The organism is Haladaptatus pallidirubidus, from assembly GCF_020700235.1.
Lineage (GTDB): Archaea > Halobacteriota > Halobacteria > Halobacteriales > Haladaptataceae > Haladaptatus > Haladaptatus pallidirubidus.
This window is the reverse complement of sequence record NZ_CP085301.1, coordinates 87,745-99,842: the sequence shown is the minus strand read 5'-3', so window position 1 is coordinate 99,842 and position 12,098 is coordinate 87,745. Positions and strand designations below refer to the sequence as shown.

Here is a 12,098-nt window from a genome sequence, read left to right as displayed (position 1 = left end):
CACTCGAACTACTCCGAATCCAAACTATCGCTCGACATCGCTTTCGCCGGAACGCCCGCAACCGTCTCCCCCGGCGGTACGTCCCGCGTCACCAGCGAGTTCGCGGCCACTTGCGCGCCAGCACCGATTTCGACGCCCGGCAGGATGACGGCGCCCGCGCCAATCATCGCTCGCTCGCCGATTCTCACTTCGCCGGTTCGGTACTCGTCTTGCAGGAACTCGTGGCAGAGAATCGTCGCGTCGTAGCCGATGATGGCGTGGTCTTCCACCGTGATGAGATCGGGCCAGAACACGTCGGGCGTCGATTCGAGACCCCACGAAACCCCCGTTCCGACTGTGACGCCGATTCGTCGGAGGAGCCAGCTTTTCAGCCGCAGGCTCGGATTGATTCGCACGAGCCAGATAACGAGATACTGTACGGCGACTCGGAGCGGACTCCGGGCCCTCGTCCAGTACTGCAAGGAGTTCGAGCCGCCGGGCGTCGAATGATGCGTAATTCGGTCGTGGCGGCGGGTCGTATCGTCGCTCACGCGCCGAGATTTGTGCTCCGATAGCTTGAACTTACTCGTCCACCAGTTTCACGAACGGTTCCAAATCGCTCGCGGTGTCGGTCAGTTCCACGACGTTCGTTTCGGAATCGTACTCGACCACGCCCAGCCCTTCGAGTCGAGGGAGATGCGAGTGATGAAGTCCGACTTCCACTCGCTCGGGAGGGGTTTCGATTCGGTAGCTCGTTTTCTCGACCAGTTCCGTCACCGTCGCTTTTCCGTTGCAGTTCATCAAGGCGGAAAGCGCGTGCCGTCGATGGCTGTGCCCGAGCACGTCGAAAATTTCGTCCGTCGTCAGTTCGTCCATGGTGAATCCATCATGCGGAAATACCTTGGTTATAGTTCGATTGTCGTTTGCGGTAGGGGGTTGCTACGGTTAGTTACGAAGTTCCTCAACGTGGTCGATTCGGCGCTGAATGAGCGACTCGGTTCCGATATCGTGGCGTATATGCAGGCCCGCTTCACCCGCGACGGTCAGTGCGTCTTCGGCGATTTCCTCCGCTTCCGAAATGGTGCCGCCGACTCCCACGACTGCAAAGGAACGGGACGTCGTCGTGTAGATGCCGTCGTCGCGCTCGTCCACGCTGGCGTAAAAGAGGAGCGCGTCGCCCACGCTTTCCTCGTCGATTTGTATCTTCGAACCGGCTTCAGGGTCGGTCGGATAGCCCGTAGGCACGCCGTACTTACAGACTGTGGCTTTCGGCGCGAAGGTGAGTTTCGGCAGGTCGTTTCCTTCGCGCGCCGAGACGAGCACGTCGAGGAAATCGGTGGTAAGTACCGGTAGACTGTTCATCGCCTCCGGGTCGCCGAACCGGGCGTTGAACTCGATGACTTTCACGCCGTCCGCGGTGAGCATGAACTGTCCGTAGAGAACGCCTCGATAGTCGTCCAACGCATCGACGGTCGCTTTCAGCACGTCAACCGCTTCGTGGTAGTCGTCCTCGGACATGAACGGCAGTTCGAGACCCGAGTCGCTGTAACTACCCATTCCGCCCGTGTTCGGGCCTTCATCGCCCTCGTAGGCGCGTTTGTGGTCTTGGATGGCGGGCGTAACCCGGAGTTGTCCGTTTGCGACGAGCGCCTGCACCGTGAACTCCTCGCCGACGAGTCGTTCTTCCAAAACAACTCGGTCGTAGTCGCTGTCGCGGAGGTACTCCTTTGCCTCCTCGGGCGTCACCTGGTCGCCGATGACTTTGACGCCCTTGCCGCCCGTCAGCCCCGCGGGCTTCACCGCGAGGTCGCCGTCGTACTCGTCGATGTACTCGCAGGCTTCCTCGGTGTTGTCGAACGTCTCGAAGTCGGGGCATCCCGGAATGTCGTGTTCCTGCATGAACCGCCGCTGGAACGCCTTGTCCGTCTCGATTCGTGCTTCGGCCTGCATCGGTCCGAATGCGTAGATTCCTGCGTCTTCCAACGCGTCGGCAACACCCGCCGCGAGCGGTCCCTCGGGCCCGACGACGGCGAGAGTCGCGCCCACGTCCTCCGCGTAGGAGACGACCGCCGTCGTGTTCGTCGCATCGAGCGTTTCGAAGCCGTCGGCGAGGCCCACTATACCGGGGTTTCGGTTGCCCGCGCAGGCGTACAGGGAGGCATCACTGTCGGCCAGCGACCGGGCGATAGCGTGTTCGCGACCGCCGCCACCGACCAGCAGTACGGTTTCGCTCATACCGGGAGGATATAGGCACAGTGGTGTAAAGGTTGTCCTTGGGCACTTCGGAAGTATCCACGTATGTGATTACGTATGCTCGGCTAGCATCTTCCGCAGCGACACCGCCACTTCCTCGCAGTTGACGATGTGGAGGCTGTCACTTGTCAGTAGAACGCCGTGGTCACCGACGATACCGCGACTGATGAACCCGTCCGAGATGGCCCGAATGGTGAGTTCGTAGTCGCCGATGTCCGATTCCGCACCATCCTCTCTGATTCTGTTGTACGTTTCGTGCGTGCCGAATTCGAGTCGTTCGTTGTTGATGAACACCGTTTTCATCTCCATCGCCCGCTCCTTGTCGCCCCTGTAGAGGTGTCGTTCCAGAGGGAGAGCAGTTCCGACTCGCTCGGCGTGAAGTGGATGACGCCCCGAAGCGTATCCCCAATCCCCGTCCGACAAGTCGTGGCGATTTCGATCGCGAATTCGTCGGATATGCTTGTTTCAGACGTGAGAACAGAGTACGTCATCGGGTACCATCAGTCGTGCGGTAGTACGGGTCTTTACGTGATTCGGCGGCCAAACCTCTACCATGAGCGACCCGACGCGACAAAACCGATTGGACGAAGAGGAGAGTCCGTATCTTCGCCAGCACGCGGACAATCCGGTTCACTGGCAACCGTGGGACGAGGACGCCCTCGAAGCGGCGCACGAACGCGACGCGCCCATCTTTCTCTCCATCGGCTACTCCGCCTGCCACTGGTGTCACGTCATGGAGGAAGAGAGCTTCGAGGACGAGGAGGTGGCGGAACTGCTGAACGAGAACTTCGTCCCCATCAAAGTTGACCGGGAAGAACGGCCGGACATCGACACCATCTATATGAGCATCTGCCAGCAGGTCACCGGCGGCGGGGGATGGCCCCTCTCGGCGTGGCTCACGCCCGACGGAAAGCCGTTTTACGTCGGCACCTACTTCCCGAAACACTCTCGGCAGGGACGACCCGGATTCATCGATCTGCTCGAAAATATCAGCGGTTCGTGGCGAACCGACCGTGACGAGATGGAAAACCGGGCCGAACAGTGGACGAACGCCATCGAAGGCGAATTGGAATCGACGCCGGAAGCGGGCGACGCGCCGGACGCGGAGTTGCTCCGAAACGCCGCATCGCAAATCGTCCGGAGCGCCGACCGCGATTTCGGCGGATTCGGACAGCAGGGGCCGAAATTCCCGCAACCTGCGCAACTCGACGTTCTCTTTCGGGCGCTCGACCGAACCGGGGCGAACCAGTTCGCCGACGTCGCCGTCGAAACGCTCGACGCGATGGCGAACGGCGGCCTGTACGACCACGTCGGCGGGGGCTTCCACCGCTACGCTACCGACCGGCAGTGGACGGTACCCCACTTCGAGAAGATGCTGTACGACAACGCGGAACTGTCCCGGGCGTATCTCGCGGGCTACCAAGTGACCGGAAACGAACGCTACGCGAACGTCGTCCGCGAAACGTTCGCTTTCCTCGACCGGGAGATGCGCCATCCTGAGGGCGGATTCTACAGCACCTTGGACGCCCGGAGCGAGGACCAGGAAGGCGAAAGCGAAGAAGGAACGTTCTACGTCTGGACGCCCGAGGAAATTCACGACGCGGTGGAAGTCGAAACCGCCGCGGATCTGTTCTGTGACCGCTACGGAATCACGAAATCGGGTAACTTCGAAGGCAAGACGGTACTCACGCTGAACGGAAGCGTTCCGGAGTTGGCCGAGGAGTACGACCTACACGAAAGCGAGGTTCGGGAACTGCTGGACGACGCTCGGCGACAGGTGTTCGAAGCACGCGAAGAACGCGAACGCCCGCCCCGCGACGAGAAAATTCTCGCCGGATGGAACGGGCTGCTGATTTCCGCGCTCGCGGAGGGCGGGTTGATGCTTGAGTCGGAGTACGCGGAACTCGCCGAATCGGCGCTCGATTTCGTTCGAGAGAATCACTGGGACGGGGACGAACAAACGCTCTCGCGGCGGTTCAAAGGCGCTTCCGAGTGCGACTCGGAAGCTCGTGAGACGCAGTCTCACGGTGGAGCTGTGGGAATCGACGGCTATCTCGAAGATTACGCCTTCCTCGCGCGCGGGGCGTTCGACCTGTTTCAGGCGACCGGCGACCCTGACCACCTCGGATTCGCGCTCAACCTCGCGCGGGCAATCGAGCGAGAGTTCTGGGACGACGAGCGCGGAACGCTCTATTTCACGCCCGAGAGCGGCGAGCGGCTGGTCGCTCGCCCGCAGGAGTTGGCCGATCAATCCACGCCGTCGAGTCTCGGGGTCGCGACCGACGTTCTGCTCGTCCTTTCGGAGTTCGCGCCCCACGACCGATTCAGCGACGTCGCCGAATCGGTTCTCGAAACGCACTCGAAAACCATCGAGTCGAACCCCTTCCAGTACGCGACCCTCGCGCTCGCCGCGGACCGCCACGCGACGGGGTCGCTGGAACTGACCGTTGCGGCCGACGAACTGCCCGCAGAGTGGCGCGAGCGACTCGCCGAAACGTTCCTTCCGACACGGATACTGGCGCACCGACCGCCGACGGAGGACGGTCTGGCGGAATGGTGTGAAAAACTGGAGTTGGACGAGGTGCCACCGATTTGGGCGAACCGAGAGTCGGAAGCGGAGGACGAACCCACCCTGTACGTCTGCCGGTCGTTTACCTGCTCGCCGCCGGTGACGGATATCGACGCCGGGTTGGAGTGGGCCGCCGACCTCGCGCCCGAATAGGATAGAACTAGGCCGACACGTCGCTTTCGAGCAGTTTTTCGGCGACGAACTCCGCGGCGGGGCGCGATTCGCTCTCCTCGAATCGCGCGATTTCCTCGTCGCCGCGCTCCGCGACGATCGTCGGAATGAGCGTCACGTCGTACTCTTCGGTGAGTTCGCCGTTCTTGTCGCGGTCTACCTCGTACACGCGCATCTCGTCGTCGGGGACGCCCGCGGCGTCTAGTGCGGCGAAGAAATCCGGAAGCGCGCTCCGGCAGTCGCCGCACCAGTCTGCGCCCCACACCCGATAGGTGACTTCGCCGACGCCAGCTTCGATTGCACCGACGGTTTCACTGTGCGCGCTCGCGTCCCACGTCGGGTTTGGTTCGGTTGATTCCATACGTTTTGCTTGGTCCGGAACGTGATAAACCACCGTTTCTTCCGGCATCTCCTGCCGGTGTCCAGTAGGGGTTTAGGTGTGGAAACCGTACACGTCGGGTATGAAATCGTCCATCCTCGACACCGTGGGGTCGCCGCTCGTCCACGTTCGTTCGCCCGAGGGTGCGACCGTCGCCGCGAAAATCGAGTCGTTCAACCCCGGCGGGTCGGCCAAAGACCGTCCGGCGCTGGCGATGGTTGAGGCCGCCGAACGTGCGGGCAAACTGCAACCGGGCGACCGAATCGTCGAACCGACCAGCGGAAACACGGGCATCGGTTTGGCGGTCGTTTGCGCGGCTAGGGGCTACGATTTGACCATCGTCATGCCCGCGTCGAAATCTCCCGAGCGTCGGCGACTGCTCAAAGCCTACGGCGCTGACCTCGAGTTGGTCGGTGGAAACATGGAGTCTGCCCGTGCTCGGGCGGACGAACTGACCGAATCGGGAGCTGCGATTCGACTCGGTCAGTTCGAAAACCCAGCGAACGCGGACGCACATTACCGGACGACGGCGACGGAAATCATCGAACAGGTCGAGGGGCGGGAAATCGACGCCCTCGTCGCGGGGGTCGGCACGGGGGGAACGATTACGGGAACCGCCACGCGACTGTTGGAGGAGTTTCCGGACATGGAAGTCGTCGCCGTCGAACCCGAACGAAACGCGGTGCTTTCGACCGGCGACCCCGGCGAGGACGAGTATCAAGGGATGGGGCCAGGATTCGTCAGCGAGCTGCTCGACACCGATCTGCTGGATGCGATCGAAACCGTTTCGCTGGAGGATGCAGAGGCGGAGTGTCGAAGGCTCGCCCGAGAGGAGGGAATCCTCGTCGGGCAGTCGAGCGGCGCGGCGAGCATCGCGTCCTACCGCGTGGCAGAGCGCCTCGCGCAACCGGAGCTCAACTGTCCGGAGACGCCCGAGGAGTGGAGCGAGATGATGGAAAACGGTGAGGGGAACCAGCAATCCCCGGTGACGTCCGACGGCGGAGTGGAGCAGGGCTACGACGACTGCCCGCTCGTCATCACCGTCTTCCCCGACAGCGGGGAACGATACCTTTCGACCGGGATGTTCGATTAAAAGAACGCCTGTACGATTTTTTGGAACTCGTCCGGTTTTTCGCGTGGTGGCATGTGACCACAGGTCGGCACGATTCGAACCTCCGCATCCGGAATCAGGCTTCCGGCCCGCACCGCCCACGAAACCGGCACGATTGGGTCGCGTTCGCCGTGAATCAACAAAGTCGGAACCGTAAGGTCTGGCAGACGTCCGACGTAGTTCGTTCGAAGACCGCTGGGTTCTACTTCGCTTCGCTGAAATCCCTCCCACGCGGTTCCGCCGTGGCGTCGAACTTCCGCGAATGCTTCGGAGACCAATTCGTCGTCCGGTTTTCCGGAGACGACGCTCCGAAGGGCGAGAGCAGTCATCCATCGACTGCGAGCGAGAAGCGAAAACGCGAATCCCGTCCCTCCGAGTCGCGTGAAAACGTAGCTAAGCGGCCCGCCCGGAATTTCCCCTCCCAATCCGTAGCTATCGACCAACACGAGTCGAGAAACGCGGTCTTGATTCTCCAGCGCGAATCCGAGGGCAACTCCGCCGCCCATCGAGATGCCGACGAGAGCGGTCGTATCGAGCGACAGCGCGTCGAGAAACTGTTCAAGGACAGCGACGTAGTACTCCATCGAAACTGTCGCGTCCGGGTCGTCGCTCCGTCCGTATCCCGGCAAGTCTGGTGCGATGACACGAAAATCGTCGGTGAGGGCCGGAATCGCGTGTTTCCACGAGAGGCCCGCCGAATCGAGCCCGCCGCCGTGAAGCAGGACGACTGGTGGGTTTTCGGGGTTCCCCGAACTTAGATAGTGGACTTGAACACCATCGCAGTCGGCAAATTTCGAATCGACGTTGCTCATTGTCTAAGGAACGACGAGGGGAGATAAATAGCTGGTTCGGAGACTGCCGTGGGACGAACGGACGCGCCTCGATCGATTCACGACGGCGATTTACCGGTTACTGGAGGGTGATTGGCATCAGTTGCTCATGGTGCTCGCCGTGCTGTTGTTTCTCACCCCGTTGTTTCTCGGTGTTTGGGCGGGCCTGTTATCCCAACCGGTGGTGGGAATCTTCGTCCTCGCCTCGGTGGTTCCGGCGTTTCTCCTCGCGATGTTCATCAGACACACAGATTCCTTCCAAACTGTTCCAAAAACGCCGCTCGCAATCATGTTCTCGTTAGGGCTGGTGTTGACAATCTTCGCTCGACTCGTGGAGACCGCGCTCCAACCCGCATTCCAGCTCGTTCCGCTCGTTGGCACGGTGCTTTTTTACTATCTCATCGTCGCAGCGGCTGAGGAAACCTCGAAGTGGCTCGCGGTAAGAATCTACAGTTTTCGGACGACGTATCTCAACACGGCCATCGACGGTGCCGTGTTCGGTGCATTCGCCGGTCTTGGGTTTGCGACGGTCAAAATCTCATCTACGTCGTGAATTCGTTTCACGTCGCACAGAATCAGTACAGCGCGTTACTAACAGTTTTTGCCGTGACGGGCGTCGAAGCGGTGGCCCGTTCGTTCGCCGGTCTCGGCCACGTCGTCTACGCGGGGTTTTCCGGGTACTATCTCGGTCTGGCGAAACTCGATCCCGAAAATCGAGGGCCGATAATCGTGAAGGGGTTGCTCATCGCATCACTCATCCACGGGACGTACGATACGGCCGTTTCGGTTATTCCGAAAAACATTCTCATCACCCTTCCGTTCATCGTCATCTACATCGGATTCTTCTTCGTCGTTCTCTATCGAAAGCTGGCGCGATGCCGGATGCAGTATCGGGAACCGCAACTCAGTTCAACAGAAGCGTAGCAACACTGGACGAAGACACCGGTTCCGCGGTAGTGCGGAACGAGTACCGACACGACCGTTTTCAATCACTGGGAACGATGAACTGGTGTTTTAACTCGGCCCGCTCTCTCCTCAGATGGGTTCGAGTACGACCCAACCCATCCATTGACAACCCACTGACGCTCGACCCACTCCCACCACCCCTACCCTCGCGAATCGAGTAACACCGCAACCGTGTTTTGCAGATACCGCATGGCTGTCGCGAGATTCATCAGTCCTTCCATCGTCGCCTGTCTGCTCGCGCCATCCGGGTAAATTCGATGTTCGAGTTGAATCGAGTAGGCGTCCGCAAATTCGCACGACGTACCGTCCTCGTCGAGGAACGTGTAAAAGCCGGGCGTCACTGCCAGCACCGGTCCGATTCGAGCCAGCAGTTCGCTTCTGTCCTCGTCGTTCTCCATCACTTTCCGCGTTCGCTCCGTATCGAACGCGGTGTTGCTGACCAACCGAATCGGTCCACGAGCGTCTTCCTTGATGACGTGAAGCGGCAGTCGTGCGAGCCGAAGTTTGATGTTGAACTCGGTCTCGTCGTCGGTCACGTGTTGAACGTCTTGAACGACCTTTCCGTCGAGCCACGCGACGACCTGCTCTTCGCTGATTACCCCCACCATACGTTCTTGTCGCCGAGAACGAGGAAAAGGATTGCGTCGAACTACGAATTTGAACCGTCGAAACGTAAATTCTGGCCGTCGACATCGTCGTCCCGACGAAAGCGACGCGAACGGCGTTCGTGCATCTACGACCGAAATTCGGACTCGGTGACGCGAGCCACGAGCGTTTCGTCAACGTCGCGCAGGTCGTACTCCGGAACTCCGTCCACGGTTCGAGCGACGTACATCGGTTCCACGAGTTCCTTGCCGAACTCGTCTTTTTCCACACCGTACATCTTGAGCAGCGGGTCGGTTTCCGCCGGATTGAGGTCGCCGTCCCGTACCTGCGCCGCGAGTTTTCGAGAGAGCCACTCTTCCTCGCTGATGCTCGGTTCGAGAATCAGCGCCTCGTCTACGAACCGGACGAGGTACCAATTCAGGTCGTTCAACAGCGAGGTGGCCGAACCGACGCTGATGGTTTCCAGTTCGAGGCAGTTTCGGTACGGTTCGCGGAGTTGGTAGGTTACGAGGGCGTCGCGCGCCGTCTCCCGGGAGAGCAGTTCGGCGCGTAAATCGACCTCCTCCGAACCGACGAACAGGACGCGGGTCACAGTTTTCGGGTTGGAGCGGCGGGCTAAAGCGATTTCGTCTTCGGAATGCGTGGTCGGTGAACTACCGTGGTGTTGCGTGAATAATCAGAAAATACTTCATTTGTTAGAGAATGATTGCTACGATGGATTCTGACGGGAAAACAGATGAAGGCTGTAAGGAAGTTGAATCCGAGATTTTCGTTCGACCGTTCGGTTACGTCGAACCGGAACCGGTCATTCGACGTATCGGTGAGCGAAACTTGTACATCGGAAACAAATTCGCAGCACATCCGGAGTACCACTGTCAGCAATTCGAGAGCGTCGTCTCGGCCAGTAGTGAGAAACATCCACTCACCACACATCACCATCCGCTCGTCGATGGTTCCGGCAACGAGTGGTCAGCCTTCGAATCGGCTGTCGATACGGTTCGGACGCTCTACCGAAAAGACGATACTCTGCTCGTTCACTGCAAGGCAGGAATCTCGCGGAGTAGCACGCTCATCGCAACCGCACTCGCCGCAGAGGAAAACAAAACGTTCCACGATGCACTTGCGGCCGTTCAAGGTGCACGACCGCACGCAATTCCGAATCCATCACTTCACGAGTTGGCGGTCGTGTACCTCGCTGTCAAATCGTAAGGATCAGATTGAGCCGTTTTCGCCTCGGTTACTCGAAGTCATTGGCGCAGTAGCCGAGGAGTTTGAGTTGAATTTTCGCAGTTCCCGACTCGAAGGGTCACTCTGCGTGCTATCTCATCTCTTTTTGGGAATGTTTTCGGCAGCAGCCGACCCCAATGAAATCGCAACCGCCGCAGGTCGCGCCCCCTCCAACCGATTCGCTCATTCGCTCGCACAGGAAGAGACACGCTCTTCCCTGTTCCCGTTCGCGTCGCTCACGAAGGCTCGCGAGACTCCAAACAACCTCTCGGTTGAACTCTTCGGGGATGTTGGCGCGCGCTGGGACGGGCCGTCGGACGCAGGGATTGTGCGTCGTTAGGAGAGGAGGGCGGTGACGTCAGTCGAAGAGACCATCCCGACGTAATCGCCGTCGACGACGGGAAGATGTTTGATACCGAAGGTGGTCATCATCGCTGCGACCTCCTCCATATAGAGGTCGGGAGTAACGGTCTCGACGTCCGTCGTCATCACGTCCGAAACCTGTAACTCGGTGGGATTTAGACCGTTGGCAGCGGCGTCAAGTACGTCGGAACTGCTGATTATTGACCGCGGAGTGGTCGTCACGACCAGCGCACTAATCTCATTTTTACGCATCACTTCGGCGGCCTCCGTGACCGTTGCCTCCGGTGAAATCGTCTTTAGCGGTGTCGACATCATTTCTTCGACTCGGGTTCGGTCGGTGCTCATGCAACTACGAACGGTACCAAGGACTATTGTTGTTTTCCTCCGGTAACTGACCCCTTGATATCCTGATTCATCGGGCAACAGAATCTCAGAATTCGACGATTTCGACGTTCTCGGCGACCTCTTCCGCCAGTTCGAAAATCCCGTCTGGGTCGGCGTTCCGTGCGATTTCGAGGGTGGCGTTCGTCTCGGGATAATCCGGCGCGATACGGTTACAGCCCGCCGGAATCGTGGAGTCGGTGAAAGTGCCGATTTTGCGAGCGCGGGCGACGATGTCGCTTTTGTCCATCGTGAGCAGAGGTCGGTGAATCGGCATGGTCGTTGCCGCGCTGACGACGCCGAGGTTGCGCGCGGTTTGACTGGATTTCTGTCCGATTGCCTCGCCCGTGACGATGCCGTGGGCGGATTCCTCGCGGGCGACGCGTTCCGCGACGCGGTACATGAATCGCCGAAACGACAGCATCCGGGCCGGACCGACTTCGTCCGCGAGGCGGTTCATCGCCTCGCCAGCGGGCACTTTCCGAACCCGCATGTCGTGGTTCGGGGCGTATTGTTTGAGTTTTCGAACCGTCTCGATTGCGCGGGCTTCGTGGTCGGGACCGCCAAAGTCGCCGAGTTCGAGGTACACCGGAATCACCGGACTGCCGCGCTTCATCACCTCCCACGTCGAAACGGGCGAGTCGATGCCCCCGCTGACGAGCGAGACGAGTTTCGTTTGGGTTCCGAGCGGCAGACCGCCCGGGCCGTCGCGCTTTTCGATGAAGACGAAGGCTTCGGTCTCGCGAACTTCGACGGAAAAGGTGATGTCCGGATTGTCCAAATCAACCTCCGGGTTTTCGACCGCTTCCCAGACGGCGGTGCCGCCCTCGCGTTCGAGTTCCGCGCTGGTGAAGGGGTGGTCTTTCGCGGAGCGCCGGGCGCGCACGGCGAAGGTTCCGCCGTCGTAATGTTCCCGTGCGGCGTCGGCGAGCGTCTCCTCGATGATTGCTTGCTCGGGCGAGACGACGACTGTCGGACTGGCGGACTGAACGCCGAAGGTGTCCGCCGCTGCGGTCGTCGCATCTTCAACGGATGTTTCGTCCGTGTGGACGAGGAGGCGCGACCAGCGCCGTTCGACTTCGGCGTCGATGTCCCTGTCTTCGAGAATCGCGGCCATGTTGTCGCGGAGCCGTCGCTCCATCTCGGTCTGCACTTTCCTGCTTTTCACGCCCACGTCCCCGTGCCGAACGAGGACGGTGTCGGCTCCCGACGGGTGCATAGACGGGCATAACAGCGGCCGCAATAAACGAGTGTCGAAGGTGG

General features: G+C 60.2%; 16 protein-coding genes. 6 read left to right on the top strand and 10 right to left on the bottom strand.

The window, feature by feature from the left end; translation table 11 throughout:
- Nucleotides 1–8: 8 nt before the first annotated feature.
- The 4 genes from LIX15_RS00615 to LIX15_RS00600 form a co-directional block, all read right to left on the bottom strand.
- Nucleotides 9–530, bottom strand: coding sequence for an acyltransferase (locus tag LIX15_RS00615; RefSeq protein WP_227775583.1), 522 nt, complete (start codon nt 528–530; stop codon nt 9–11).
- Nucleotides 531–561: 31 nt separating this feature from the next.
- Nucleotides 562–855, bottom strand: a complete 294-nt coding sequence (locus LIX15_RS00610; protein WP_227775582.1) for a DUF7344 domain-containing protein — start codon at nt 853–855, stop codon at nt 562–564.
- Between the two features lie 69 nt (nt 856–924).
- Nucleotides 925–2,214, bottom strand: a complete 1,290-nt coding sequence (gene purD, locus LIX15_RS00605; RefSeq protein ID WP_227775581.1) for a phosphoribosylamine--glycine ligase — start codon at nt 2,212–2,214, stop codon at nt 925–927.
- Between the two features lie 69 nt (nt 2,215–2,283).
- Entirely contained in the window at nt 2,284–2,655 is a 372-nt protein-coding gene (locus tag LIX15_RS00600) for a DUF7522 family protein (RefSeq protein ID WP_227775580.1), read from the bottom strand.
- Between the two features lie 130 nt (nt 2,656–2,785).
- On the opposite strand from LIX15_RS00600, the gene LIX15_RS00595 reads away from it, so the two are divergent.
- The gene (locus tag LIX15_RS00595; RefSeq protein WP_227775579.1) at nt 2,786–4,954 is read left to right on the top strand and encodes a thioredoxin domain-containing protein; all 2,169 of its coding nucleotides are present in this window, start codon (nt 2,786–2,788) and stop codon (nt 4,952–4,954) included.
- Nucleotides 4,955–4,961: 7 nt separating this feature from the next.
- Here the strand turns inward: LIX15_RS00595 and LIX15_RS00590 are convergent, their stop codons facing one another.
- Nucleotides 4,962–5,333 carry a thioredoxin family protein gene (locus LIX15_RS00590; protein WP_227775578.1) on the bottom strand — a complete coding sequence of 124 codons (372 nt, stop codon included), beginning with the start codon at nt 5,331–5,333 and terminating at the stop codon, nt 4,962–4,964.
- 100 nt (nt 5,334–5,433) lie between these two features.
- Between LIX15_RS00590 and LIX15_RS00585 the strand changes: the two genes are divergently transcribed.
- The gene (locus LIX15_RS00585) at nt 5,434–6,444 is read left to right on the top strand and encodes a PLP-dependent cysteine synthase family protein (RefSeq protein WP_227775577.1); all 1,011 of its coding nucleotides are present in this window, start codon (nt 5,434–5,436) and stop codon (nt 6,442–6,444) included.
- On the opposite strand, the gene LIX15_RS00580 is transcribed toward LIX15_RS00585, so the two are convergent.
- Entirely contained in the window at nt 6,441–7,274 is an 834-nt protein-coding gene (locus tag LIX15_RS00580; RefSeq protein ID WP_227775576.1) for an alpha/beta fold hydrolase, read from the bottom strand. The two genes, LIX15_RS00585 and LIX15_RS00580, sit on opposite strands and share 4 nt — an antisense overlap.
- 127 nt (nt 7,275–7,401) lie before the next feature.
- On the opposite strand from LIX15_RS00580, the gene LIX15_RS32665 reads away from it, so the two are divergent.
- Nucleotides 7,402–7,845: a PrsW family glutamic-type intramembrane protease gene (locus LIX15_RS32665; RefSeq protein ID WP_265338396.1), complete on the top strand. Its 444-nt coding sequence runs from the start codon at nt 7,402–7,404 to the stop codon at nt 7,843–7,845.
- A complete protein-coding gene (locus LIX15_RS32660; RefSeq protein ID WP_265338395.1) occupies nt 7,842–8,216 on the top strand; it encodes a PrsW family glutamic-type intramembrane protease in 375 nt (124 codons plus the stop codon). The genes LIX15_RS32665 and LIX15_RS32660 overlap by 4 nt, the downstream gene beginning before the upstream one ends.
- 182 nt (nt 8,217–8,398) lie before the next feature.
- On the opposite strand, the gene LIX15_RS00570 is transcribed toward LIX15_RS32660, so the two are convergent.
- Together LIX15_RS00570 and LIX15_RS00565 are read right to left on the bottom strand one after the other, a co-directional pair.
- Entirely contained in the window at nt 8,399–8,866 is a 468-nt protein-coding gene (locus LIX15_RS00570; RefSeq protein WP_227775575.1) for a DUF2299 family protein, read from the bottom strand.
- Nucleotides 8,867–8,991: 125 nt separating this feature from the next.
- Nucleotides 8,992–9,456 carry a DUF5804 family protein gene (locus LIX15_RS00565; protein WP_227775574.1) on the bottom strand — a complete coding sequence of 155 codons (465 nt, stop codon included), beginning with the start codon at nt 9,454–9,456 and terminating at the stop codon, nt 8,992–8,994.
- Between the two features lie 122 nt (nt 9,457–9,578).
- Here LIX15_RS00565 and LIX15_RS00560 point away from each other — a divergent pair, with 122 nt between their 5' ends.
- Both LIX15_RS00560 and LIX15_RS00555 read left to right on the top strand, forming a co-directional pair.
- On the top strand, nt 9,579–10,073 hold the full coding sequence (locus LIX15_RS00560) for a protein-tyrosine phosphatase family protein (RefSeq protein WP_227775573.1): 495 nt from the start codon (nt 9,579–9,581) through the stop codon (nt 10,071–10,073).
- A gap of 67 nt (nt 10,074–10,140) precedes the next feature.
- On the top strand, nt 10,141–10,431 hold the full coding sequence (locus tag LIX15_RS00555) for a hypothetical protein (protein WP_227775572.1): 291 nt from the start codon (nt 10,141–10,143) through the stop codon (nt 10,429–10,431).
- Here the strand turns inward: LIX15_RS00555 and LIX15_RS00550 are convergent.
- Both LIX15_RS00550 and thiI read right to left on the bottom strand, forming a co-directional pair.
- Nucleotides 10,428–10,799 carry a CBS domain-containing protein gene (locus LIX15_RS00550; protein ID WP_227775571.1) on the bottom strand — a complete coding sequence of 124 codons (372 nt, stop codon included), beginning with the start codon at nt 10,797–10,799 and terminating at the stop codon, nt 10,428–10,430. The genes LIX15_RS00555 and LIX15_RS00550 overlap by 4 nt on opposite strands.
- Before the next feature lie 85 nt (nt 10,800–10,884).
- The gene (gene thiI, locus LIX15_RS00545) at nt 10,885–12,054 is read right to left on the bottom strand and encodes a tRNA uracil 4-sulfurtransferase ThiI (protein ID WP_227775570.1); all 1,170 of its coding nucleotides are present in this window, start codon (nt 12,052–12,054) and stop codon (nt 10,885–10,887) included.
- Between the last annotated feature and the right edge of the window lie 44 nt (nt 12,055–12,098).